At 72.4% G+C, this 23,460-nt stretch carries 21 protein-coding genes; 5 read left to right on the plus strand and 16 right to left on the minus strand.

Annotated features, from left to right (window positions below; translation table 11 throughout):
- From HF526_RS22630 to HF526_RS22655, 6 genes are all read right to left on the minus strand, one after another.
- The gene (locus tag HF526_RS22630; protein WP_169383563.1) at nt 1-1,110 is read right to left on the minus strand and encodes a GNAT family N-acetyltransferase; all 1,110 of its coding nucleotides are present in this window, start codon (nt 1,108-1,110) and stop codon (nt 1-3) included.
- The gene (locus HF526_RS22635; RefSeq protein WP_169383564.1) at nt 1,107-1,802 is read right to left on the minus strand and encodes a lipopolysaccharide biosynthesis protein; all 696 of its coding nucleotides are present in this window, start codon (nt 1,800-1,802) and stop codon (nt 1,107-1,109) included. The genes HF526_RS22630 and HF526_RS22635 overlap by 4 nt, the downstream gene beginning before the upstream one ends.
- Entirely contained in the window at nt 1,795-2,925 is a 1,131-nt protein-coding gene (locus tag HF526_RS22640) for a glycosyltransferase (protein WP_169383565.1), read from the minus strand. Before HF526_RS22640 ends, HF526_RS22635 begins: the two co-directional genes overlap by 8 nt.
- Complete coding sequence (locus HF526_RS22645) at nt 2,922-3,656, minus strand: polysaccharide deacetylase family protein (protein ID WP_338051666.1); 735 nt, start codon at nt 3,654-3,656, stop codon at nt 2,922-2,924. The genes HF526_RS22640 and HF526_RS22645 overlap by 4 nt, the downstream gene beginning before the upstream one ends.
- A complete protein-coding gene (locus HF526_RS22650) occupies nt 3,653-6,538 on the minus strand; it encodes a lipid II flippase MurJ (protein WP_169383566.1) in 2,886 nt (961 codons plus the stop codon). The genes HF526_RS22645 and HF526_RS22650 overlap by 4 nt, the downstream gene beginning before the upstream one ends.
- Before the next feature lie 816 nt (nt 6,539-7,354).
- Complete coding sequence (locus tag HF526_RS22655) at nt 7,355-7,570, minus strand: hypothetical protein (protein ID WP_169383567.1); 216 nt, start codon at nt 7,568-7,570, stop codon at nt 7,355-7,357.
- Between the two features lie 620 nt (nt 7,571-8,190).
- On the opposite strand from HF526_RS22655, the gene HF526_RS22660 reads away from it, so the two are divergent.
- Complete coding sequence (locus HF526_RS22660; RefSeq protein ID WP_211177657.1) at nt 8,191-9,561, plus strand: sugar transferase; 1,371 nt, start codon at nt 8,191-8,193, stop codon at nt 9,559-9,561.
- A 33-nt stretch (nt 9,562-9,594) separates the two neighbouring features.
- Nucleotides 9,595-10,533, plus strand: a complete 939-nt coding sequence (locus HF526_RS22665; RefSeq protein ID WP_169383569.1) for an NAD-dependent epimerase/dehydratase family protein — start codon at nt 9,595-9,597, stop codon at nt 10,531-10,533.
- A gap of 16 nt (nt 10,534-10,549) precedes the next feature.
- Here the strand turns inward: HF526_RS22665 and HF526_RS22670 are convergent, their stop codons facing one another.
- Nucleotides 10,550-11,968, minus strand: coding sequence for a UDP-glucose dehydrogenase family protein (locus HF526_RS22670; protein ID WP_169383570.1), 1,419 nt, complete (start codon nt 11,966-11,968; stop codon nt 10,550-10,552).
- A gap of 441 nt (nt 11,969-12,409) precedes the next feature.
- Entirely contained in the window at nt 12,410-13,078 is a 669-nt protein-coding gene (locus HF526_RS22675) for a mechanosensitive ion channel domain-containing protein (RefSeq protein WP_169383571.1), read from the minus strand.
- A gap of 97 nt (nt 13,079-13,175) precedes the next feature.
- Here HF526_RS22675 and HF526_RS22680 point away from each other — a divergent pair, with 97 nt between their 5' ends.
- Entirely contained in the window at nt 13,176-13,817 is a 642-nt protein-coding gene (locus HF526_RS22680; protein ID WP_169383572.1) for a class I SAM-dependent methyltransferase, read from the plus strand.
- A gap of 9 nt (nt 13,818-13,826) precedes the next feature.
- Here HF526_RS22680 and HF526_RS22685 read toward each other — a convergent pair whose 3' ends face one another.
- From HF526_RS22685 to HF526_RS22720, 8 genes are all read right to left on the minus strand, one after another.
- The gene (locus HF526_RS22685) at nt 13,827-14,216 is read right to left on the minus strand and encodes a VOC family protein (protein WP_169383573.1); all 390 of its coding nucleotides are present in this window, start codon (nt 14,214-14,216) and stop codon (nt 13,827-13,829) included.
- A gap of 24 nt (nt 14,217-14,240) precedes the next feature.
- Nucleotides 14,241-15,248, minus strand: coding sequence for an endonuclease/exonuclease/phosphatase family protein (locus HF526_RS22690; RefSeq protein WP_169383574.1), 1,008 nt, complete (start codon nt 15,246-15,248; stop codon nt 14,241-14,243).
- 247 nt (nt 15,249-15,495) lie between these two features.
- Nucleotides 15,496-16,365, minus strand: coding sequence for a glycoside hydrolase family 25 domain-containing protein (locus tag HF526_RS22695; RefSeq protein WP_169383575.1), 870 nt, complete (start codon nt 16,363-16,365; stop codon nt 15,496-15,498).
- Between the two features lie 134 nt (nt 16,366-16,499).
- Nucleotides 16,500-16,799, minus strand: coding sequence for a DUF2752 domain-containing protein (locus HF526_RS22700; RefSeq protein ID WP_169383576.1), 300 nt, complete (start codon nt 16,797-16,799; stop codon nt 16,500-16,502).
- Nucleotides 16,796-17,176: a hypothetical protein gene (locus HF526_RS22705; protein ID WP_211177661.1), complete on the minus strand. Its 381-nt coding sequence runs from the start codon at nt 17,174-17,176 to the stop codon at nt 16,796-16,798. Before HF526_RS22705 ends, HF526_RS22700 begins: the two co-directional genes overlap by 4 nt.
- Nucleotides 17,177-17,331: 155 nt before the next feature.
- Nucleotides 17,332-18,624 (minus strand): HNH endonuclease signature motif containing protein, encoded by a 1,293-nt coding sequence (locus HF526_RS22710; protein ID WP_169383578.1) that lies wholly within the window; start codon nt 18,622-18,624, stop codon nt 17,332-17,334.
- Nucleotides 18,625-18,861: 237 nt separating this feature from the next.
- On the minus strand, nt 18,862-19,512 hold the full coding sequence (locus HF526_RS22715) for a class I SAM-dependent methyltransferase (protein ID WP_169383579.1): 651 nt from the start codon (nt 19,510-19,512) through the stop codon (nt 18,862-18,864).
- Nucleotides 19,513-19,524: 12 nt separating this feature from the next.
- On the minus strand, nt 19,525-20,067 hold the full coding sequence (locus tag HF526_RS22720) for an arsenate reductase/protein-tyrosine-phosphatase family protein (protein ID WP_169383580.1): 543 nt from the start codon (nt 20,065-20,067) through the stop codon (nt 19,525-19,527).
- A 296-nt stretch (nt 20,068-20,363) separates the two neighbouring features.
- On the opposite strand from HF526_RS22720, the gene HF526_RS22725 reads away from it, so the two are divergent.
- Both HF526_RS22725 and fdrA read left to right on the plus strand, forming a co-directional pair.
- Nucleotides 20,364-21,509, plus strand: a complete 1,146-nt coding sequence (locus tag HF526_RS22725; protein WP_169383581.1) for a hypothetical protein — start codon at nt 20,364-20,366, stop codon at nt 21,507-21,509.
- A 300-nt stretch (nt 21,510-21,809) separates the two neighbouring features.
- Nucleotides 21,810-23,450 (plus strand): acyl-CoA synthetase FdrA, encoded by a 1,641-nt coding sequence (fdrA, locus tag HF526_RS22730; RefSeq protein WP_169383582.1) that lies wholly within the window; start codon nt 21,810-21,812, stop codon nt 23,448-23,450.
- Nucleotides 23,451-23,460 lie beyond the last annotated feature (10 nt).

Raw genomic sequence — 23,460 nt, forward strand, 5'->3', positions numbered from 1 at the left:
TCAGCCCGCCCTGGACACGGCGGCCACGGCGCTGCGGCGGGCTCGGCTGAACGCCAGCAGGTCCTTCGCCAGCACCGGCGCACTGCCCACCGCGTACGGGTACGCCGCGATGCCGACACACGCCCGCGTCTGGGTCGTCCACAGCGCGGTCCAGGCCTCCGACCGGCCCAGGAACTCGACGTGTGAGAGTCCGCGCTGCGCGGCGGCCCGCACCACCTCGAGCATGAGCAGGTTCCCCGGTGAGCACCGGGCCACCTCCTCGTCGTAGCCGATCTTCAGCAGCCACAACCGGTTCGCCGCCTCGGCGGCCAGCTGCATGGCCACCGGACGCCCGTCCAGCCGCAGGAACGCCATCCGCAGCGACCCGTCCTGCGCGGCCAGCGCCGTCCAGTGCCGGAAGAACTCCCGCTGACGGTGATCGGCGGCCAGCGCGGTGCCCGCCCGACTCTTCCAGCCCGCGGCCTCGACCGCGACGGCGTCGGCCAGCAGCGCGTCGACCTGGTCGAGACCCGGCGCGGTCAGATCGACGGTGACGGTGCCGAGCGCTTCCGCGCGTCGACGGGCCCGCCGCAGGTCCGAGCGGCGCCCGGAGTTGAACCTGCCCTCCGGCTCGAGCCAGGTCTCGTCGAGCCGGATGGCCGGGTACGGATTGGTGTCGCGCCGAACGACCACGCCGCGGCGGGCGTAGGCCCGAGTCAACTCGTCCGCGGTAGGCGAGGACGCGAGCAGCCGGCGCAGCTTGACCGGCAGCCGCAGCTCCGCGATGGCGTCGCACAGCGCCGCGAGTGCCGCGCGGTCCCGGTACAGCACGTCGATGGGCTCGCCGAACGCGGTGAGCGCCAGCTCGGTGGGCCGTCTGCTGACCCGGCGCAGGGACGCGATGGCGTCGGGATCGCGGCGGTCACCGAGCACGATGTTGAGCACCTGCGCGCCGTCGCCCTCCGCCGCGTCGGCCGCCGTGGCCCAGGCCAGCGACTGCATCGGTGTCGGGTGGGCGGCGGCCAGAGCGTCCCAGGAGCCGGCCAGTTCCTCGAGCCCGAGCACGATGCTCAGGTCGCGGGCGCGGAGCCGGCGGGTGAGGGCCGACGGCCAGCGTTCGGGGCCGGTCACTGTCCGCTCCCGTTGACTCCCACGGTGTCCGCCGACGGACGCGGTGCCGGGCCGTACCTGCCCTCCGCCGCCAGGACACCGGCCGGCATCGCATTGCGGTGGTCAGGACCCGGCGAGCCGGCGGCGCGTCGGCGCCTGCCCGCATCCGCTGCGAGCACGAGACCGCCGACGACGATCCCGGCCGCGGCACCGACGCCGAGGGACAGCGCCAGGACAGGCGCCGACCGCGTCGCGGGCGGGTAGGCGCTGCCGAGCAGGGCCAGCCGGACCCCGGTGTCGGCCGTCCGGCTGTTGCCGTAGTCGATCAGCGCCTTCGCGACCGCGTTGGCCTCGGCCGCGGCCGCATCGGCCGTCGTGGCCGTGGCCGTGAGCTGGATCGACGGCGAGTCCGTCGCCGCGGTCCCCTGCACGCGGGTACGCAGCTGGTTCGCGTCCACCCCGGCGGCCGCTGCCGCCGGGGTGAGGATCTCCGGCTGGTTGAAGATGCGGCCGAAGACCGCGGCGTAGCTGACGTCGCGGCTGGAGGCGACGGTCGTGTCGGTGGCGGTCACGATGACCACGGCCTGCGCCGAGTAGGTCGGCGCGGTGAGCGCGTTGTAGGCCAGCCCGGCGCCGAGGCCGAGCACCACCGCGAGCAGCAACGGCCAGACGCGCCTCAGCGGCGCCGTCAGCCGAGCGCGGAGACTAACCATGACGTCCACCTTCCTGGGTCGCGGTCGCCGCGACCTGTTCCCCACCAGCGGTGCGCTCGTAGATCCGGTCGATCGTCCGCGCCACCTCGGCGATGTCGTGCCGGGTGACCGCGGACGGGGGCTCGTGCCGCCTGCCGGCTACGAGCATGGTCTGCAGTGCGGCCCGTAGGGCCTGCGTGTCGGGCTCGATCGCGTGGGCCTGCGGGGCTGCGCTCGAGGGCAGCTCGGCGAGCGCCGGGCACGACGCGTACGCGACGGGCAGGCCCGCGGCGAGCGCCTCGATGACGGCCAGTCCGAACGTCTCGGACTCCGACGGGGACGCGAACGCGTCCATTGCCGACAGCAGTGTCGGCACCGCTGCGGACTCGCCGGTGAATCGGACGCGCTCGGTGATGCCGAGCTGCGCGGCGAGCGCGGTGAGGGGCTCCCGCTGGGGGCCCTCGCCGACGAGCAACAGCACCGCGTCGGGTACCTCGGCCAGAGCTCGCAGCAGCAGGTCGAAATGTTTGCCCCGGTCGAGCCGGCCGACCGCCCCGACGACGGGTGTGTGCTCGGCGATGCCGTGGGCCGCCCGGACGCGGCGGCGGGCCTCGGGGTCGAACGCGAACGCGTGTGCGTCGATGCCGTTGGGCACGACCACCAGCCGGTGCTCGGGCACCCCCCATCCGGCGAGCCGGTCGGCGACAGCGCGGGACACGGCGATGGTCACGGCGCCCAGCCGCTCGGTGGCCAGGTACAGCTCGCGCACCCCGGGCCGGCCGGGGTCGCGGCCTTCCAGCAGACGTGCGCCGAGCGAGTGCTCGGTGGCGACGATGCTGCGGACACCCGCGAGCCGGGCCGCGACCCGGCCGTACAGGCAGGCCCGGTAGAGGTGGGTGTGCACGACGTCGAACCGGCCGCGCCGGATCAGCGACGCCAGCCGCGGGAGCACTGCGAGGTCGGTGTTGCCCCGCATACCGAGGTGGTGCACCGCGACGCCGTCGGCGCGGATGGCGTCGGCGACGATGCCGGGATTCGTCAGGCAGGCGACCTCCGCCTCGACCTCCGAGCGCGCCACCAGCATCCGCAGCTGCTGCTCGGCACCGCCCGCGGCCAGACCGGTGATGACGTGCAGGACCCTCATCGCGCCACTGCCGGGGCCCGGCCCACGATGCGCTGCTTCACGATCTTGGCCAGCAGCCGGGCCGCCCCGTCGCGTTCGCCGACGTAGGCGCGGGGCAGGGCGTGGACCGACGTCTGCGCCGAGGGCCAGATCGCGCACCCGTACGTATAGCCGGCTTCGCGGACCAGGTCGACCTCGCGCCGGCCGACGTGGCCGTAGGGGTAGGCGAAGCCGGCGACGTCCTGGTCGAGCAGCGCGCTCAGCGTCGAGCGGCTGCGCCGGATCTCGGCTGCGGCCACCTCGACCGGTACATCGGGCAACGACACGTGGCCGAGCCCGTGCGAGGCGACCTCCATGCCCTGCGCCGCGACAGCGCGTACCTCGTCGAGGGTCATCAGCGGCCTGACCGGCCCGTGCGACTCCCAGTCGTTGGTGCCGCCGAGGCGCTCGGCCAGCACGAACACGGTCGCCGTGAAGCCGTGCCGGAGCAGGGTCGGGGCCACCTCGGTCGCGAAGTCGGTGTACCCGTCGTCGAACGTCAGGCCGATCAGGCCGCGCGTGTCACCGCGACGACGGGCCGCGACGAGCTCGCGCATGCTCACCCCGCGCAGCCCCCGCTGCTGCAACCAGTTCAGCTGCCGGCGGAACCGGCCCGGGGTGACGGTGACCAGGAAGGGGTCGGACTCGTACTCCGCGACCGAGTGATACATGAGGGTGACCGGCATCGTGCTGCCGGTGCTGGGTCTGGTCACCGGTCGACCTCCTGGGTGAGTGGGGCTGCGGGCGGGGTCGGGGCAGAGCCGGCAGCGGGCACCCGACGTGAGCGCACCCGTCCCATCGCAGCCAGCGCCGCCGCGAAGATCGCCACGATGGCGATTCCGCCGGCGAGCACCGTCACGATCGTGGGGAGCCCGGAGAGCAGGTGCTGCAGGCCCGTCCCCGCGACGACGGCGACGACGGTCGGCGGGACGAGCCAGCGGGCGTACCCGAGGAGCACGGACGCCCGGGCGGCCGGCCTGCGCCCGCCGAACGGCACTAGGAGCAGTACCGCGCTGATGCTGATGCCGGCCGCGTTCGCCAGCGCGATGCCGGGCGCTCCCCAGAACCCGACGACGAGCCCGCCGATGACCGCTGTGGCGACCAGCCCCACCGCCATCGCCGCGACCGGCCACCAGCGCCTGCGGTCGGTCGAGAACGCCCGCGACAGGGCGCTGACCAGGGCCTGCCCGAGCAGGCCTGCCACGTACACGCGGATGACGTCGGCGGTGGCCACGCTGTCGGCCGCGGTGAACTCGCCACGCTGGAACAGCAGCGCCACAACGGGTTCGGCGAACACGACCAGGAACGCGGTGGCCGCCAGGGTGACCGCGCCGATCACGAGCAGGTCGGTCTCCATCCGGACCCGGGCGCCGTCGGCCTCGTCGGTGTCGGCGCTGCGGGCGAACGCCGGGAAGGTCACCAGCGCGATCATCAACGCGAGCATCATCGGCATCTGCGCGATCTTCTGCGCGTAGTTGATGTACGTGATGGTGCCCGGCGGCAGATCCGAGGCGAGGAACCGCTCGACGAAGGTCTGCGCCTGCCGCACCAGCGTGTAGACCACGATCGGCACGAAGGCGCCGAAGGTCACCACGTCGGACTGCAGCACGATGCGGCGGGGCAGCCCGACCCGGCGCAGGTAACCGGGCAGCAGGACGCCCAGCATCAGGACACTGCCCGCGACCACGCCGATGGCCGCGCTGAGCAGCCCCAGGGACCGGTGCAGCAGCAGGATCGCCAGGATCATGCCGACGTTGTTGGCGACGTAGATCGCCGCCGGCGTCACGACGACGTCGAGCGCGCGCAGCGCAGCGCTGAGGTAGCCGGTGACACCGACCAGCAGCACGCTGATCGCGACCATCCGGGTGCACTGCACGGCGAGCGCGGGTTCGGTCAGGCCCGGGGCGAGCACTCCGACGAGTAGCGGAGCGCCCAGCGCGATGGCCGCGGACACCACCGCGAGCACGGCGCAGATCCGGGGCAGCATCGCTTCGGCCACCGCGCGCACCGCGTCCGGACGGTCGCGCCGGGTCAGCGCGTGGGCGACGGCCGGCACGACGACCAGGGCCAGGGCCCCGTCGAGCAGCAGCGGAGCCGCGGTTTCGGGAACCGTCCAGGCGACGAGGAACGCGTCGGTACCGCCGTTGGCGCCGTACAGGCCGGCGAGGAGCAGGTCCCGGCCGACACCCAGCAGCGAACCGAGACCGTAGAGCAGCGCCGAGACCGCGGAGGCGCGTACGAGACGCCGCGCTCCGGTGGCACCGGCCCGGGCCCCGGCCGGAGCCGGGCCCGTCGCAGCCACCGGGGTGCTCGGCGCGCTCTGCACACGCACCGCCGGTCCGGTGCGCTCACGTACGGGAAACGCCCACCACGCCACCAGGCCCAGCGCGGCGGAGGTCAAGACCGTCGTGCTGCCGCCGATATCGGAGTAGGCGTAGTCGACGAGGTGCCACACGATCAACGCGACCGCGGTGAGACCCGCCCACCGCCAGGGCGCCGTGGCGGGGAACCGGACCCGGCGCAGCGCCAGCACGAGCATCGCGAGGAGCCAGCCGAACAGCGCGACGGCGCCGATGATGCCCTGCTCGCTCAGTACCAGGAGGTAGAAGTTGTGTGGGGAGAGCAGCGGTTCCCGGTAGTAGGTGCCACCCGCCTTGTAGGTGTCACTGCCGGAGGACAGTTCGATCGGCGAGTAGGCGTCGCGGTACTGCGGAAAGCCCTTGATACCGACGCCGGTGACCGGATGGTCGCGCCAGATGCCCTCGGCCGTCGCCCACAGGTCGTACCGGTCGCTCACCGACGAGTCCGGGGCCGCGGTCGACGAGCCGATGGACGCGATGCGGTCGCCGATCGTCGCGGAGCCGATCCCGAGGCCTCCGACCAGCAGGACCCCGATGGCCGCCGCGCCCACCGCGGTGATCAGCAGCACCCGCCAGCCGGCGAGGGCCAGCACCACGACGACCGCACACACCACCGCGATCCAGCTTCCGCGGCTCAGCGAGAAGATCAGCGGGACCAGCAGGAAGACCGCGACGGCACCGAGGGCCACCCGCCGCCGGCCACCCAGCGCGACGGCCCCGGCCACCGCGACGACGAGCGCGTAGCTGACCACGACCGACATTCCCATCACGTCGGTCGCGGCGAAGGTGCCCACGGCGCGGACGGTCGTGCCGGCGTAGGTGGCTCCGCTGCCCGTGGCGTACTGCCATACACCGACCGCGCCCTCGAAGACGCCCGAAGCGATCATGGTGCAGCCGAGGAGCGCGAGGTCTCGACGATCCCGCAGCGCGATCACCATGGCGAGCGGGACGAACACGAAGACCTGCGAGTACCGGATGAAACCGACCAGGCCGTGGGAGAGGTCGTCGGCATGGACCGACGCGATCGCGAGCGCCACGGTGACGGCGCCGAAGAGCACGACCGCGCGTCGCGGCAGGGCCAGCCGGCCTCGCAGCAACCGCAGGATGGCGGCGGCGACGAGCAGGAGCGAACTGACATCCGCCGGCGTCACCGTGACCGAGGTGGGGTCGCCGCTCGCGCCCTGCGGAAGGCAGACCAGAGCGATGGTCAGCGCCGCGAAGACGCTCGGCCGCATGAACAGATCGCGAAGTCCGGCGAATCGCCGGGAGTCAGTGGGAACTCGGCCCGAAATCGTGTGCGCCGTGTACGCCGCGTCGATCTCAGGTCGCCTGAGCGTAACTGTCACGCCGGTTCTGACCCACTTCCCGGCACTCCCCCGGTCGGATAGGTGCCGGTAACGACACCGCCCGTTCTCCCACACTCATCGACGTGATCGTCGTCCTGCACGTGCTCTCCCCTCACGGCGCTGAGTTCGCCTGGGAGTCGGCGGCGATCGGATTATCGTTACCCCTGAATGGGGGTAGGCCATCCGGCGGCACGGCACCGCATCAGGCGTCCGGTCGTCGCATCCTTCGTCGCAACCGGCGCCACGGACCTTCGGCGGAACGGAATGCCGAACACCCCTGGGCACCGCATTGCCCGCAGTCGCGCCCGGGACGCCAGTGCTCGTGTGCATCCCGGGGATGTCCGCAGACGCACAGGGCGGCAGCACCGGTGGGGCTGGCCGCCGGGGGACACGGAGGGGCCACTCCCGGCGCAGGCTCCGGCCGTTGCTGTGGGATGAGATCCCCGATCTCCGGGGCGGCGACGACGGCCGGCGGCCGGCTGGAGGACGACGTCAGCCCCTCGGGTATCACCGTCCGCGGCCCCGGAACCACGCGACGTGACGGTGGCGGAATGGCGTGGCGCATGTCGTCCCCTTGTGGGCCTCAACTGCTGGAGGCACTCGCTTCAGCGGAACCCGCGATCGGCACTCCGCCGCAGCTCAGAACATCTGCGGCGGGTGTCGGGCGTATTCCGGTAGGGGTCTTCGTGCGGAGGCAGCCAGGCGTTAACGACCAGGCGGACGGGGGTCGGTGGAGGAGGCCGCCGTCCGCGACGAGGCGGGGGACGGGCCGGCCTCGTCGCCCGTCCCGGGCGGCTCCACCACCGGACGGGCGGCATCGATGCCGTTCCTGCCGGAGCGCCGGATGATCCAGCCGATCGGGAACGCGAGCAACGCGGCGACCGCGATCCAGGCCGCGATCCAGATCAGAACCGTCGTCATCGCGCTGCCCCGCCTCTGCGCCGGGTCCACCCTGGACATGCAACGGCGCCCATCGTGGCGAACTCCCCCCGGTTGCGCTGGCGGTTCTCCTGGTCCAGGATGCCGCGTGACGACGACTGGGGCGTCGTCGGATCAACCAGTCTACGCCCGCGCCCGCGCGAACAACGATCAAAAAAGCGGGCTATTCGGGCATCCCCCGGCTCACTGTCGCCGGCAGCGGCAGCACGGTCGGACACCGCTTGGTGATTTCGGCCCAACATCGGCGTAACTCTGGAGCAGTCCGAAGCGACATCACCGCCACAAATTGGGGATATCGGTAGCGCAGCCAGTACTTCGACGGACGCCTATCGAGGGTTCGGTACGAGGGAGATCGACGAACGTGTCGCGCCTGATTTCGGTGAAGGAGTTCCCGGCGCATTGGCGCGCCACGAGGATGGGATCATGCGATGAGTGAGGCTGTGGCTCGGCGACCCGAGCCCATCGAGCCGCAGCCTGCCGCTCCGTCGATCGGCGGGGCCGGCAGGGTCGCGGCCGGCTCGGCACCCCTGCACGCGGTCCCCGGAGCCCCCGGCTCCACTGTGGGCAGGGCCGCGGAGAGTGCGCGGCTGTTGGCCGAGCGGGTGAGCGCACGGACCCTGTTCTCCTGGACCGTGGCGGTCGCCGAGCTCACCGCGTTGGGCGCCGGGGTGCTCGCCGGTTCGGTTCTCGGCGCTGGATGGATCGCCCTGTGCATCGCAGCAGCGATCGTCGTCCGGACCACGATGACCGGCGGCCTCGACTGGCGGTTCCATCCGTCCGCGTTGGACGACTTCCCGACGATCCTGCGCTCGACCGCCGGCGCAACCCTGCTCGTCGCGGTGGTCCCGCTGCTGGTACACGGCTCTGCCGACCCGTTCGGGTACGTCGACGACGCCGTGCTGACCGGGGCGGTGCTGCTCGTCCTCGCCACGACCGGCCGGTTCGCCGCCTACGCGACGGTGCGCCGGCAGCGCCGCCACCGCTGCGGGCTCGCCCGGGCGCTGGTCATCGGTACCGGCCGGACCGGCCGCCGGATCGGCGATGCATTGACCACCGACCCCACCGGGGGCGTTGAACTCGTCGGGTTCGTCGACGACGAGTTCGACGAAGCCCCGTCGGTGGTGCCGATCGGGAGCCTGGCGGACCTGCCCGACCTCATCGTCCGCGAGCGGATCGACGTGATCGTGGTCGCGTACTGGCGGGGCTCGTGCGCGGCCGCGGTGGACCCGATGCGGTTGCTGCACGGGCAGCGCTGCGAGGTGTACGTGCTCCCGAGGTTCCACGAACTGCACGATCGGGCGGGCGACAGTGAGATCGTCGCGGACCTGCCGCTCGACCGATTGCGCCGACCGGCGTTCCGGCGGCTGTCCTGGCGGGTGAAGCGGGCCCTCGACATCCTGCTGGCCTCGGTCGGCCTGGTCCTCGTCGCACCGGTGCTGGGCATCGTGGCGCTGGCCGTGCGCCTGGAGTCCGGCCCCGGAGTCATCTTCAGGCAGGAACGCATCGGGCTGCGCGGACGCCCGTTCACGCTCTACAAGTTCCGCTCCCTCACGCCCGTCGGTGATGAGGGCGAGGTGCGCTGGAACATCGACCAGGACGCGCGGCTGCGTCCGGTCGGGAAGTTCATCCGGACATCGGCGCTGGACGAACTCCCCCAGCTGGTCAACATCCTCAGGGGCGACATGAGCCTGGTCGGCCCCCGCCCCGAGAGACCGCATTTCGTCGAGGAGTTCAGCCGCACGGTGCCGGGGTACCCGCACCGGCACCGGATGCCGGTCGGGCTCACCGGGCTAGCCGTGGTGCGCGGCCTGCACGGGGACACCTCGATCCCCGACCGCGCTCACTACGACAACCTCTACGCCGAGTCGTGGTCGCTCTGGCTGGACGTCAAGATCGTCCTCCGCACGGCGGGGCAGGTACTCGGCAAGATGCGCACGAGATCCCGGTCCGGCCGGCCCGGACCACCGAGCTGAGGGCACACTGCGCCCGGCCCGTAGAGTCACAACGTGCGCGCTGTCGTGACCGGCGGAGCCGGCTTCATCGGGTCTCACGTCGTCGACGCCGTCACCCGCGACGACGCCCAGGTCCTGGTGATCGACGATCTGAGCCGCGGCACCAAGGCCAACCTCGCCGACGGCGTGGAGCTCGCCACCATCGACATCCGCGACGGCGAGGCCGTCCGGCAGGCCTTCCGCGACTTCCGGCCCGACCTCGTCTTCCACCTCGCCGCGCAGATCGACGTCCGGCACTCGATGGCCGACCCGGCACACGACGCCAACATCAACATCCGCGGCTCGATCAACGTCTTCGCCGCCGCGCAGGAGACCGGCGTGCGGCGGGTGGTCAACACCTCCACCGGCGGCGCCATCTACGGCGAGGGTGCACCGGTGCCCACACCGGAGATCACCACACCGGAGCCGGTGTCCGCCTACGGGCTGAGCAAGCTGACGGCCGAGCGCTACGCCCGCTGGTTCCGCGCTCACGGCGTCGACGTCGTGACCCTGCGCTGCGGAAACGTCTACGGCCCGCGCCAGGACCCGCGCGGCGACGCCGGCGTCATCGCCCTGTTCTGCGACCGCGCGCTCGCCGGCCGCCGGCCCACCGTCTACGGCGACGGCCGGCAGACCCGGGACTTCGTCTACGCCGAGGACGTCGCCGCGGCCAACGTCGCCGCCGCCACCGCCGGCGCCCTGCCCCACGCCGAGTACAACATCGGCACCGGAATCGAGGTGACCGTGCTCGAACTGGCCGGCATCATCGCCGCCGAGGCCGGCGTCGACCCGGCCGGCTTCGACCCCGTCTTCGCCCCGCCGCGCGCCGGCGAGCTGGCCCGCAGCTGCCTCGACGTGACCCGGGCGCGGCGCGACCTGGGGCTCGCGCCGCCGACGGCGATCGGGGAGGGGATCTCCCGCACCCTGGCGTGGATCCGGTCCGTATCCGGCTGAGAGGCGACACGCCCCATCAGCCCGGGCCGTTCGGAGTGCGCGCCATCGGCGACGACGGCCGTCCGTTCCTCTCCCCCGCGCCGTTCGATCGGAAGGGCCATGCGGCAGGCGTCCGCCGGCCCACCCCCACCCAGGCGAATCCGGCCCGGCGCAGCACGTCGGGATCGAGCAGGTTGCGGGTGTCGACGACCACCGGATGCCGCACGAGACCCGCCGCGGCATGCCAGTCCAGGCCGCGGAACTGCGGCCACTCGGTGAGGATCACGATCGCGTCGACGTCCTTGGCCGCCGCATACGGGTCGTGGACGAGGGTGAGCAACGACGGGTCGAGATCGAGCCGGTCGGGCCCCAGCCCGGGGTCGTAGCCGACCAGCTCGGCCCGGGCCTGCCGCAGCAGCGCGGCGACCCCCAGGGCCGGGGAGTCGCGCAGGTCGTCGGTACCGGCCTTGAACGTCAGGCCCAGCAGCCCGAGCCGCCGACCGGCCAGCGAGCCGGTCCGGCTGCCGGTCACGGCGAGGCGCACCTTGTCGACCATGCGCTGGAACTGCCGGGTGTTGGTGTCGATCGTTGCGCGCAGCAGCCGGAACTCGAAGTCTGCGGCGTCGGCGAGTTGCAGCAGCGCCTGCGTGTCCTTCGGCAGACAGGATCCGCCCCATCCCGGTCCGGGCGCGAGGAAGGCCTGGCCGATGCGGCGGTCGTAGCCGATACCTTCGGTGACGTCGCAGATATCGGCGCCGAACCGTTCGCACAGCTCGGCGACGGCGTTCACGTAGGACAGCTTCATGGCGAGGAAGCTGTTGGCCGCATACTTGATCATCTCGGCGCTCGCGGCATCGGTGAGCACAGTGGACGCGCCGAGCCGGGAGTAGAGGGCGGCCACCCGCTCGGCGGCGTTCTGGTCGTCGCTGCCGACGACGATGCGGTCGGGATGCAGGAAGTCGTGCACCGCCGAGCCCTCGCGCAGGAACTCCGGATTGCTCACCACCGCGACGTCCGGGCGGCCCAGCAGTTCGGAGGTCAGCGCCGCGGTCCCGACCGGCACGGTCGACTTGTTCACCACGACGCAGCCCTCCGGCAGCAGGTCGCGGGCCTCCTCCACCACACTCTCGACAGCACTCAGGTCGGCCATCCCACCCACCCCCATCGGGGTCGGCACGCAGAGGAAGACGATCTCGGTGGGGTCCCAGTCCCGCTCGAACTCGGCCAGCGCGGCCGCCACTCCCACGACGAAGGAGAGCCGACCGGCAGCGGCACCTTCCACGACCAGGTCGGTCAGGCCGGGTTCGAGAATGCCGATATCGCCCTGCTCGAGTCGCTCGACCTTCGCGGGATCGAGTTCGGCGCAGATGACGCGATGGCCCAATGAGGCCAGGCATGCCGCCGTCGTCAGGCCGACATAGCCTGCTCCGACCACGACGACCCGCCGTGCGAACATGTGCTCCCCCTTCTCGCGCTCACTGACCGATTCGTCATGCCGGTGAAGCAGAAAGGGCGGCGTAGCCTTTTCGCGGCTCGGTCGGCCGTCCCGCACGGCACCACAACCCTGCGGAATTGCGCGCAAACCGGCCGTGACCAGGGCTTCCCCTCCTGTGTTGCGACTCGACCTGCGTCGACGAGTTGTTACACCATCAGCCTGTACCGCCGGCCTCGAATGGCGTGGAATCGCACCGTCGTCCGATTCACAGACTATTTGCGTCACAAATAGGAGGCAGTGGAACGAGCGCACCGGCCGCCACTCGGGGGTCTCGAACTACGCCATTCATCCGATCCCCGCAGGGCCCACCGGCGCACCACCGGGGGACGAAGGGAACGGATGACGCAAACGGGGGCGGGGCCACTGCGCCGACCTGTGAATTCGTGATGAGCAGCGGCGAACTCAGCGCACCGCCGGAGCGCGGATCGCCGAGTTGAGCAGCGCGGCGTTGGGGATGCTGAGGACCTCGTCCTCGGTGGTGAGGGTGGTGTAGATCAGGCCCATGTCGGCGACCGTGCCCTCGAGCGGACCGCCCAGCGCGCCGGAGTGGATGCAGACTCGCTGCCCCACGACGACCGGCCGGGCCAGCAGCAGGAGCAGGCCGGCGAACACGTTGCTCAGGGGCTGCTGGGCGGCGATGCCGACGATGACCCCGGTGAGCGCGCCGCCGACGAGCAATTGCTGCAGCGGGATGGTCAGCAGGCCCAGCGCGCCGACGAACACGACGAGATAGCCCACGAGCAGGCACAGCACCTTGGTGGCGGAGCCCGCGCCGGGGCCGGCGTGGCCGGCCGCGCGCCCCAGTTGGGTGGCGGTGCTCCGGGTCGCGACGATGCCGAGCAGCACGAAGACGACAGCCAGCCCGATGACGATCAGCCTGGTGTGCAACTCGGTCGCGTTCAGCCCGCCGAGGTTGCTGCCTGCGGTCAGCGCGGCGAGGGCGAGCGCGCCGGCCACGACGGCGCGGCGGAGGTCGGGCCGGATCCGGGCGTCCAGGACGTCGAGGGCTGCGGCCGCCCGTCCGCCCGGATGTCCGTCGGACCGGGGCCGCCGCAGTCGAAACGCTGCCATCGGCTCTGTCTACCCGACCCCGCACGCGTCCACGCGGCCGGCCGTACCGGACGCGTGCGCTTGACCTGAACTGCGCTTGAGCTTCTACGGTCGGCTGATGAGTTCCACCGAGCCGGCCCCGTCACGTTCCACCTTCGACGAGGCGTACACCTCCCGCACCGCGCCGTGGGTGATCGGCGAGCCGCAACCGGCGATCGTCGCGCTGGAACGCGACGGCTGGATCCGCGGAAGGGTGCTCGATCCCGGGTGCGGCACCGGCGAGCACACCATCCACCTCACCCGGCTCGGCTACGACGTCTGCGGCATCGACTCCTCGGAGCACGCGATCGAACAGGCTCGCGCCAACGCCGCCGAGCACGACGTCGCGGCCCGCTTCGAGATCGCCGACGCGCTGCAGCTGGGTGATGACCCGCTCTACGACACGGTCGTCGACAGCGCCCTGTTCCACATCTTCGGCCCCGCGGACCGCAGCCGGTACCTGCACAGCCTGCACCGCGCCTGCCGCCCCGGCGCTCTGGTCCACGTCCTCGCCCTGTCCGACACCGGGCCGGGTTTCGGGCCTCAGGTCGGCGACACCGTGATCCGGGAGGCGTTCGGCGCCGGATGGGCCCTGGAGGACCTGCGACCGAGCCGGTATCGAGGGGTCATCGTCCGCGAGGCTCACGCCGCCTTGCTCGGCCGCCCGATGGGCGACCTCGTCGACCTGCCCGCCCGGCTCGCCCGGGCCCGCCGGATCTGACGCCCGCGGTCAGATGTGGACGGTCCCGTCCTCGCCCAGCGTCCACCCGGGGTTGTGGGCGACCTCCCACACGTAGCCGTCCGGATCGGTGAACGCGCCGGACGTGCCTCCCCACTCGGCGAGCGCCGCCGGCCGCACGATCGTCCCGCCGGCGCGTTGCGCCTCCGCGAGCACCGCGGCGACCTCCCCGGCCGAGCGGACGTTGTGGGCGAGTTCGATGCCCGGCGCGCCGTGGCCGCCGAGCGCGGTCCACAGCCCGAACACCATCCCGCCGGCCTGGAAGAAGCAGACCTCGTCGTCGGGCTGCCGGGCGCCGCCCCAGCCGAGCGCCTCGTAGAACGCGCGGGCGCGGGCGAGGTCGGTGACGCCGAGGGTGACGAGGCTGATGCGCTGGTCCATGCCGACATCATCGCCATCCATGGCTCAGGCCGGTGCGAGGCGCACGCGGGCGAGCACCGCCCGGTGGTCACTCCCCGCGACGTCGACGATCTCGAACCGGGTGGTCACCGCGTCGGCCGGGACCAGCACGTGGTCGATCTGGATGCCGAGCCACCGCGGCAGCGACGACGGGTAGGTGCCGGCGAGGGCGCGCCCGGTCCCGGTCGCGGCGCTGCGGCACCCACCGAGACCCGCTCGCAGCAGCGAATGGTCGAGCGTGGCGTTGAAGTCGCCGGCCACGATCGGCGGCACCGGCGCACCGCACCAGCCCGCGACGAGTTCGAGGTCGCTGCGCCACACCGGCGTCCACCGTGGCTTGAGCGGGGACGCGGCATGGACCGCGAAGAGGTCCCGGCGGCCGAGGATCCCGCCGGTGGCCTGCAGGTAGTGGCACCGCATCTCGTACCCCGTGCGGACGCGAAGATCCCCGGCTCGTGCCGAGGCCAGCAGCGTCACGCCCCACAGGTCGGCGGTGCCCGGTTCCGCGGACACCCACGACCGGTAGCCCAGGTCCGCGACCAGCGGCATCAGCTTGTCGCGGAAGTCGGGTCCGGCCTCCGGGAGCACCACCACATCCGGGGTCTCCCGCTCGATCAGCCTGGCGAGCTCGCCGGTGTCGGCTCGTCCCTTGAGGACGTTGGCGCTCAGGATCGTCAGGTCGCCGGGGCCGGGGGCGGGAGCCGGCGCCGCGATCGCCCGGCGCGCGACGGCGGAGATCCCGGCCAGCGCCACCGTCCCGACCACGGCGGCGGCCGGGCGGGAACCCTTCCCGGTGGCGAGGACCGCGGCACCCGCCGCCGCCGTCACCGCCGCGTGCGGCCGCCAGGCCGCCACGTCGACGAACGGGAACCGGCGGTCGAGCCGGAGCCGATCGGGAAGGACCGCCATCGCCGCCGCGCCACCGGCGGCCGCGACGAGACCCGCGCGGAGGCGACGGCGCCTCGCGCCGGGCGGGTCCGGGCGGCGAAGGGACGCAGGGCGCTGCCGGAACATCGATGGGCTCCTCCCGTGGACCATGCTGCGGCACGCCCCGACGGTGGAGGTGCCGGCGCCGACCCGATCGCGGTCGGCGGGGCTCCCTGACAACGGGGACGGGGGCGTGCCGGGTTCCTGAGGACGCGAGACCTCCGTCGAGCGGTTGCGCTCCGCGCCGGCGAGACACTGCGTTCCACGTCATTCGGTACCGATCATGGGCCGCACATGGGCCCGGCGCCCGCCCGGAAGGCCGTCGAGGGGCGGGCTATCCGCAGACGAGGTTCGCATCGCGTCCGCCGCCGTCGCGATACTGCGCCAACCAGGCGGGGGCGCCGGTGAAGGTGGTGGGGCACGCGGCGGACGCGGCGGCGGCGTCGCCTCCGGTCGCGATCCACAGTGGTACCGACTCCATCGGCTGCTGGGGGGCGAACTCCGGCGCCCAGGCCGCCTTGTACCGGCCGGCGGACGACGCGGTGTAGCCGCCGGTGATGGCCTGCCACCGGTACCCCGTGGAGTACAGCCCGACGGTCGGCACGCCGTGGCCGCGCAGGTAGTCGAGGGCGCCCTGCAGGTCCGCGGCGTTGGAGGGGCCGTCGCCGTGCCAGTTCGGCGCGGTCTCCACGTCGAGCCACCAGGTCAGCCGGAGCGTCGCGGGAGCCACCGATGTCGCGGTGGCCACCGCGTCGGCGGCGGCGTGCCAGCCGTAGTCGTAGGCGCATCCGGGGTCGGTGGTGGAACGGTTGTCCTTGCACAGCGCCGGGTCATGAGACCCCGACGCCGGCCAGTAGTGGTTGCTCGCCGGCGCGGGGTTGCCGGTGTTGACGTACACCGCCGCGCTGTTCGGCATGCGCGTGGCCCATCGGTACTGGGTGGCGAGGCAGGGGTTCTTCGAGAAGGCCAGGCCGCCGGTGACGCCGACGATCCCGAAGCTGCCGCCGGTCGGCAGCGGCTTGCCGCACTGGGGATAGGAGACGTCGTACCCGAGGGCTTTGGCCGGCGCGGGGGACGCCGCCCATGCCGCCGACGTCGTCGCGGCCGTGAGCAGGGCGGTGAGCAGTGCGACGACGGCCGGCCGGGTCGACCGGATCAGCCGGCTGCCGTCCTGCCGCGTCCGGGAACGCCAGGCCGGGCGCACGCTCGATCCGCTGCGGCACCGGCCCGCCCGCGGAGCAGAAGACAACAGTGATGCCTTTCGAACGGGGCCGCCGGACCGATGCCCAGCGGAACGTAACGTTGCGAATTGGGGGCGACAACTGCCCGATGGAGGCGTCACGGGCGGTGGCCGCTGGGCGGCAGTCGGCGGGCAGCCCGACCGACGGCGACGACGATCTCCCCGGCGGTCAGCAGGATCAGTGGGACGGCGAGCCGGTGTTCCACGGTGGACCGCCGGAGGTCACCGCGCACCGCATGCGCGACGGCATGCGTCAGCCCGCAGAGTGGGCAACGCCGACCGGTCAGTCTGCGGTAGACGCACGCGCCGGGCAGGTCGCGGCGACCGGTCCAGGCGGCGAACAGCACGTAGAGGCGCAGCATGGTGAACGCGGCGCGCCGGTCGTAGCGAACGCTCACCGCGGCCCGGCGGCGCTCACGGCACGCGCGTAGTTGACCCGCGCGTTGTAGTCGTGCACCTGGTCGACGGAGTAGACCGGAAGCTGCACGGTGTGCACGAGCTGTGGGCCCTGCACGACGATCTGCACCGATCCCTCGGTCCGCGTCTCCTTGACCAGCAGGAACAGCAGGCCCAGCAGGCAGAACACGAAGAAGATGATCGCGCAGACGATGGCCCAGGTCGGGATCCGTTCGGTGGTGCGCGACATGTCGGTGAACAGCCACTGGACGCTGCCGACCGGTCGGGTGCCGGACGGTGTGATCACCCAGGACTGCGTGACCGCGATGTCGCCGATGCCGACGAGCACCGGCTCCTGGCCACCCGCCGCCGCGTCCATACTCACGTTCCGCTCCCCCTGTCCCGCCCGGTGCGCCGGGCACGATCGCGTCTGCCCCCTCTCGGGGGATCTCAGCACCTCGTGGGCCGCGAACCGGACACGGGGGCCGGATTCATCAACTCGGGTGACGGGCCTTGCCGCGGACCCGGCGTGCGTCAGATGGCGAGCAGGCGTGCGAGCTCGCCGGATCCGGGCGCGTTCGGTGTGGAACCCGGTGGTCGTGCGATGAGGTCGGTGCGGTGCAGCGGGTTGCGCCGCGGCCCGCCCGGTATCCAGGGTGGCGGGTGGAAGATCGGGAAGCCCTGGCTGAGGCTGACGGCCCATTCCTCGGAATGGATCAGGGTGTGGTGCCGCGGGCACAGCAGCACCAGGTTGTGCAGCGCGGTGACCCCACCGTCGGCCCAGTGGAGAATGTGGTGCGCGTCGGCCCACTGCGCGGGACATTCGCAGCCGGGGAAGGCGCAGCCGCCGTCGCGCTGGACCAGCGCCCGGCGCATCCCGCGGGGCACCACCCGGGTGGTGCGGCCGATGTCGAGGGGTTCGCCGGTGGCGCCGAGCACGATCGGCACCACCTGCGCGTCGCAGGCCCAGCGCCGCGCGTCCTCCGCGGCGATCGCGGACGCCAGCGTGCCGTCACCGAAATCCAACAGCCCGGCCCCGATACGGCGCTCGAGCACCTCGAGAGGGACGGTGACGGTGACGTGCGGGCGTTCCCCACCCTCGGTGGGCAGCGTCCCGGTGTCGAGCGAGCGGCGGGCGAGGTCGACCACCGCATCACCCTGGCGTTGCGCCATGGTGCGCTCGTCGGGCACCCCACCCGCGGCCGGGGCCGGCGCGGCGAGCGGGGACAGCGCGGTGCGCAGGATCGCGGCGTCCTCGCGGGCGAACCAGCCGCGCGCCTCGAAGCCTGCGCCGCGGGGCACCAACGCGAACCGGGTCCGCGTCGGGTCCCCGTCGCGCGGGCGTGGCCCGTCTGGGTCGAGCCCGGCCAGCGCGGCCTTGCCCAGCTTGCGCACCGCGTCGGGGTCCAGGGCCCGGGCGAACCCGGCCAACTCGGCCTCCAAGCCCGCCCGGTGCCCCTCCAGATGCGCCGGCAACCCGGCCAGCGTGTCCTGAATCGCCCGCACATGCTCGGCCGAGACCGCCCCCTCGGCCACCGCCTCTGCGGTCACCGGCAACCCCGCCGCCCGCGCCTGCCCCGACAACCCACGGGCCGCCAGCACATCGCGCGCCGCGCGGACCCGCGCCGCGGCCGTGGACCGGGTCACGTTCTGGGTGTCGCGCAGCAGATCGGCCACGCTCCCGTAGCCGTGCCGTTCGGCCAGCCCCCGGCTCTGCACCTCACGCACGAACCCCAGCATCCGCGCCCACGTCGTATTCAACTCGGTCTGCAGCGCACCGAGCGCGGCCAGCAACTCCATGTCGGAGGCCTGCCACAACTCGGTCATACGGGCCATTCTACTCGAACATGTGTTCGATCACAGGCTCGGTCGTCCGGCGGTCCAGAAGGGACGACGAGCGGCGCGCAGCGTCCGCCAGGCGGGCTCCGGGTAATGCCGCATCATCCGACGTTCGCCCTGTAGGCGGCTCACGACGGTCACGGTCTCCGTCACGCCCAGCCCGGCGGCCGCCTGCGGCGGCGGACCAGTGCACTCGGGCGCGGCGAGAACCGCTCGCCGGCTTCGTCAGCCGACCCGCTGGGCTCTGAGAACGAGGTCGTGGGTGTGGCGGGCACCCGCACCGCCACTGATGTGTCGCGCCCGCCGCTCGTTGACCTTGACGACCCAGTCCTCATCGAGCGCCAGGTGCACATCGTCCGGGCTGACGTAGTCGGCAGGGTTGATCCCGTGCGCCCTGGCCTCCTCCACGTCCACGTCGGCGTGATGCACCACCAGAAGGGTGCCGCCCGGCGCCACCAGGCGCATCAGGGTCCGGATCGCAGCGTTGTCGGGGGTGTGTCGCAAGGCCGGGTACTGAGCGCTCACGAGGTCGAAGGCCTCGCCGGCCAGGGGCGCCTCGAGCAGCCCGGCATGCAACCACTGAACCTGAGCACCCGCCTGGAGCGCATTCTGCTCGGCCCGAGTCAGCGCTGCCTTCGCGACGTCCAGAGCCGTCACATGCCAGCCCCGCTGAGCCAGCCAGATGGCGTCCGCGCCTTCTCCGCAACCGACATCGAGGGCACGGCCTGGATGCAGGTCCGAGACCTCGTCAACGAGGGCGCCGTTCGGCTCACCGCTCCACACCGCCTCGTCGCCGGCGTACAGGGCATCGAAGTGGGCACTGACCTCGGCCGCCGTGGGACCTGGCCTTCGGGACTCCGCGTCGCCATCGCTCATGACGTCACACTCTCAGTTGCAGCGTGCGTTGTCTGTCACCTCCGACGGGCTGGTACCGCGTCCACCGACGGTTGCCTTGCCAGCGTCCGGCGCCGGGCTCGTCGTCCCCCGGTCCCGCTCCACCGGGTCGTCGACCGGCAGCACCCCGGGGTCCACCGCGGCGGCGAGCCGGGCGAACTCCCGCAGGCCGAACGTCGTCTGCAGCGCCACCGGCGCGCGCTCCACCACCGCGGAACGGTGCCGCGGGTTCGCCCCCAGCACCAGATCCGCCTCCTCGATCATCGTCGAGCGCAGCTGGCGGGCCGCGAACCGGCCCGCGATCACCCCGTCGAGACCCCACGGGGTGAGCTCGTCCCGGGTGTCCGGATGCATCTGCGCGCCGACCACGGCCCGCACCCCCGCGCTGGACACGTCGAACTCCGCCGCGGCGCGGCCACCGAGCCGGCCCACGAGAAGGTGCCTGGTCAGGATCTCCGCGAACGGCGACCGGCAGATGTTGCCCGTACACACGTACAGCAGGCGGAAGCTCGTCGCCCGCCGGCTGTGCCGCCCCACGTCACCCATTGTCGCCGCATCGTCCCCATGCCGCTGCTGCGCGATCCCCCACACGTGGTGATCAACGCCCCGGACCCGCATCGGTTGTTGTCATCCGGACGCGAGGTGCTGACACGCACATCCACGGGCCGTCGCTTGTCGGTCCGGACGGCTGAATCCGTCGACCACGCCCCGTTCCCCGGGGTCGAGGACTGGGCCGGCCCATCGGCCGAGGTTGGCCTTGTCGCCGGGGCGAGTCGGCCCCCGGGCGTGCACAGCAACGGGCGACGAGGCCGACAGGACGCAAGGGGGCGGCGATGGCACAGCAGAAGACGCTCGAGAGGCCGATCCGCTGGGAGACCGAGGACAGCCGGGAGCGCACCGTGGTCGTCGGGCTGCTGGCCGATCCCGGGCTTCCCACCGAGATCGCCGAGCAGCTCGCCGGGGAGCTGCCGGGAATGCTGGCCGACCAGCCCCGAGAGGGGATGCGCTACAGGTTCACGGTGGTCTCGGAGACGCTGCGCCGTCGCGGGGACGCCCGCGGGGAACGGCTGATCGACCTGGCCGCCGCCCGGCGCGAGCGGGAAGGCTGGGACGTCGCGATCTGCCTGACCGACCTGCCGGTGCACAAGGACGGCCATCCCATCGTGGCCGAGCTGAGCCGGGACGCAGGAGCGGCGTTGCTCGTCGTGCCGGCGCTGAAGGTGCTGCACCCGGTGGAACAGGCCCGCGACGTCGTCGCCGGGTTGATCCTCGAATGGGCGACCGGAGAGACCGACGAGCCCCTTCGGCGACTCGAGGAGCGGGTGCCGGGCCTGCATCGGGTCGAGCCCGACGACGACGACATCGACCTGCGGCTGACCAGTTCGGCAGGACAACTGCGGATGCTCGCGGGGATGGTGCGGGTGAACCGGCCGTGGCGACTGGTGCTCGGGCTGCGCAGTGCGCTCGCCGCGGCCCTGGCCACCGCGGCCTTCGGGCTGGTGAACAGCCCGGTCTGGCAGGTCAGCGGGGCCATGAGCACGGCCCGCCTGTGGGTCGCCATGGTGGTCTCCCTCGCCGCGATCATCGGCTGGCTGATCCTGAACCACGGACTGTGGCAGCACCCGGGGAGCGACGACCCGCGGGAACGCCGCCGGATCCGGCTCTACAACGCGGCGACGCTGTTGACCCTCGCGATCGGCGTCCTGGTGTCGTACCTGGTGCTCTTCGCCGGAACCACCCTGACCGGCTGGTTCGTGGTGGTCCCGCGGGTGCTCTCCAACGCGATCGGACGGCCGGCGGGGTTCGTCGACCACCTTCGGCTCGCCTGGCTGGTCTGCTCGCTGGCCACCATCGGCGGCGCCCTCGGATCCGGCCTGGAGTCGACCGAGACGGTGCGCAGCGCGACCTGGGGCACCCGGTACCGGAAGAACCGGATCCACGAAGAACAGCGACAGCGGTCCGGGACCAGGAGCGCGTGACGCCGGCCCCACCCAGGCTCCCGGCGGGCCCATGGACGGGAGACGGCGGCGGCCCGAGGAGCCGGGCAGTGCGGCGGGCCGGGTCGACCAGCCGGTGGGCGGGGCACGGGCGCGGACGGCGCAGGCGGCACCACAGCCGGGGTGGGGGCGGGCCGGGCCGCCGGGTCTGGCGAGCCGTGTCTGCGACTCGCAGATGAGCAGGGCCTTCCGGCGTGCCGCGTGGGACCTTCAGCCCTACGCAGGCCTGGGCTCTGCGCCGACGGTCTAGCTCCGGATGCAACCGAGGCCGAGGCGCGCGGAATGCTCTACTCGATCATCAAGCCGAACACGTACCAGGACTCGTTGCGGCTCATGCAACTGAGCAACGCCCTCAACGGCACCAACGGAATCAATCGGGTGTCTGTCATGATGGGGACGCCGACCAACAAAGACATTCTTCGCGGCGCCGGACTCGACACCCCCACCCTCGATGATGCCGGTCCGACGGACCTCGTGATCGTGGCCGATGTCACCGGCACCGCGGTCGGCGACTCACTGCTCGCAAAAGTGGACGAATTCCTCAGCTACCGGGCGCCGGTGTCCGGCCGATCGGGATTGCGTTCGGCCCGCTCGCTCGAACGGGCGGTGGGCATCCTCGGCCAGGCGAATCTCGCACTCGTCTCCATTCCCGGGCAGTACGTGGCATCCGAGGTACATCGACTCCTGGACCGGAACATCCACGCCTTCATCTTCAGCGACAACGTGAGCACGTCCGACGAGGTCGCGCTCAAGAACAGGGCGCGTGAACGCGGACTGCTCGTGATGGGCCCTGATTGCGGAACCGGGCGCATCGGCGGGCTTCCGCTGGGCTTCGCCAATGCGGTCCGCGACGGGTCGATCGGCCTCGTCGGAGCCTCCGGTACCGGGCTGCAAGAGGTCATGGTGCACATCGACCGGCTCGGCGGCGGGGTGTCGCACGCGATCGGCCTCGGCGGACGCGATCTCAGCGCGGAGGTCGGCGCGATCACGTGCCTGCAGGCATTGCGGGCATTGGACGCCGATGCGGCCACCGGCGTCGTCGTCCTCGTCGGCAAACCCCCCGCCGCGAGCGTGCGCGACGAGGTGATCGGCGTCGCCGGCACGCTGTCCACACCGGTCGTCGCGATTCTGCTGGGGGAACGCCCCGAGACGGACGTCGAGGGCAACGTCCATTACGCGCGGACCCTGGAGGAGACGGCACAGGTGGCCGTGGAACTGGCGGGCACGCGCGCCTCCCGCCCGGTGGCGCTCCGCCCCGGGCAGCGGCGGATCACGGCCCTCTACACCGGAGGGACCCTGGCGGCGGAGGCCGCCATGCTGGTCGGGGCCTCACCCGGCTCGACCGGCCACGAGGTGATCGACCTCGGCGACGACGTGTACACCCGCGGGCGGCCGCACCCGATGATCGATCCCTCGTTGCGCACCGAGCGCATCCCCGCCGTCTTCGACGACCCGCAGAACGCGGTCCTGCTCCTCGACGTGGTGCTCGGTCACGGCGCCCACCCGGATCCGGCCGGACCGCTCGCCGCAGTCATCGCCGACGGCCTGGCCAGGCTGCACGCGACCGGCCGGGATCTCGCCGTGGTGGCGTCGGTGTGCGGCACCGAGGACGACCCCCAGTGCCTGAGTGCACAGACACGGATCCTCGAACAGGCGGGCGTCACCGTCCTGCCCGGCAACGCCGCCGCGGTCCGCCACGCCATGGCGATCCTGCAGCGACGTGACGCATCGACGGCGACCCTGCCCGCCACGCCCGAGCCGATCCGCCGGTTGCTCGCGGAACCGCCGCGGATCGTCAACATCGGTCTGCGTGAATTCGCCGAACCCCTGATCCGGCTGGGTGCGCAGGTCGTCCACTACGACTGGCAGCCGGTCGCCGGTGGCGATCGCAGACTCCAGGCGCTCATCGACGCCCTGAAGTGAACGGAGAAAC

The sequence above is a fragment of the Pseudonocardia acidicola genome, from assembly GCF_012911935.1.
Taxonomy (GTDB): Bacteria; Actinomycetota; Actinomycetes; order Mycobacteriales; family Pseudonocardiaceae; genus Pseudonocardia; species Pseudonocardia acidicola.

Bases quoted from the DNA above. Each gene is read 5' to 3' on its own strand.
- HF526_RS22675 (WP_169383571.1), bottom strand. From the start codon at position 13,078: ATGGCAGCGTTTCGACTGCGGCGGCCCCGGTCCGACGGACATCCGGGC.
- HF526_RS22690 (WP_169383574.1), bottom strand. From the start codon at position 15,248: ATGTTCCGGCAGCGCCCTGCGTCCCTTCGCCGCCCGGACCCGCCCGGC.
- HF526_RS22685 (WP_169383573.1), bottom strand. From the start codon at position 14,216: ATGGACCAGCGCATCAGCCTCGTCACCCTCGGCGTCACCGACCTCGCC.
- HF526_RS22655 (WP_169383567.1), bottom strand. From the start codon at position 7,570: ATGACGACGGTTCTGATCTGGATCGCGGCCTGGATCGCGGTCGCCGCG.
- HF526_RS22725 (WP_169383581.1), top strand. From the start codon at position 20,364: ATGGCACAGCAGAAGACGCTCGAGAGGCCGATCCGCTGGGAGACCGAG.
- HF526_RS22650 (WP_169383566.1), bottom strand. From the start codon at position 6,538: ATGCGGCCGAGCGTCTTCGCGGCGCTGACCATCGCTCTGGTCTGCCTT.
- HF526_RS22680 (WP_169383572.1), top strand. From the start codon at position 13,176: ATGAGTTCCACCGAGCCGGCCCCGTCACGTTCCACCTTCGACGAGGCG.
- HF526_RS22635 (WP_169383564.1), bottom strand. From the start codon at position 1,802: ATGGTTAGTCTCCGCGCTCGGCTGACGGCGCCGCTGAGGCGCGTCTGG.
- fdrA (WP_169383582.1), top strand. From the start codon at position 21,810: ATGCTCTACTCGATCATCAAGCCGAACACGTACCAGGACTCGTTGCGG.
- HF526_RS22640 (WP_169383565.1), bottom strand. From the start codon at position 2,925: ATGAGGGTCCTGCACGTCATCACCGGTCTGGCCGCGGGCGGTGCCGAG.
- HF526_RS22710 (WP_169383578.1), bottom strand. From the start codon at position 18,624: ATGACCGAGTTGTGGCAGGCCTCCGACATGGAGTTGCTGGCCGCGCTC.
- HF526_RS22715 (WP_169383579.1), bottom strand. From the start codon at position 19,512: ATGAGCGATGGCGACGCGGAGTCCCGAAGGCCAGGTCCCACGGCGGCC.
- HF526_RS22705 (WP_211177661.1), bottom strand. From the start codon at position 17,176: ATGGACGCGGCGGCGGGTGGCCAGGAGCCGGTGCTCGTCGGCATCGGC.
- HF526_RS22670 (WP_169383570.1), bottom strand. From the start codon at position 11,968: ATGTTCGCACGGCGGGTCGTCGTGGTCGGAGCAGGCTATGTCGGCCTG.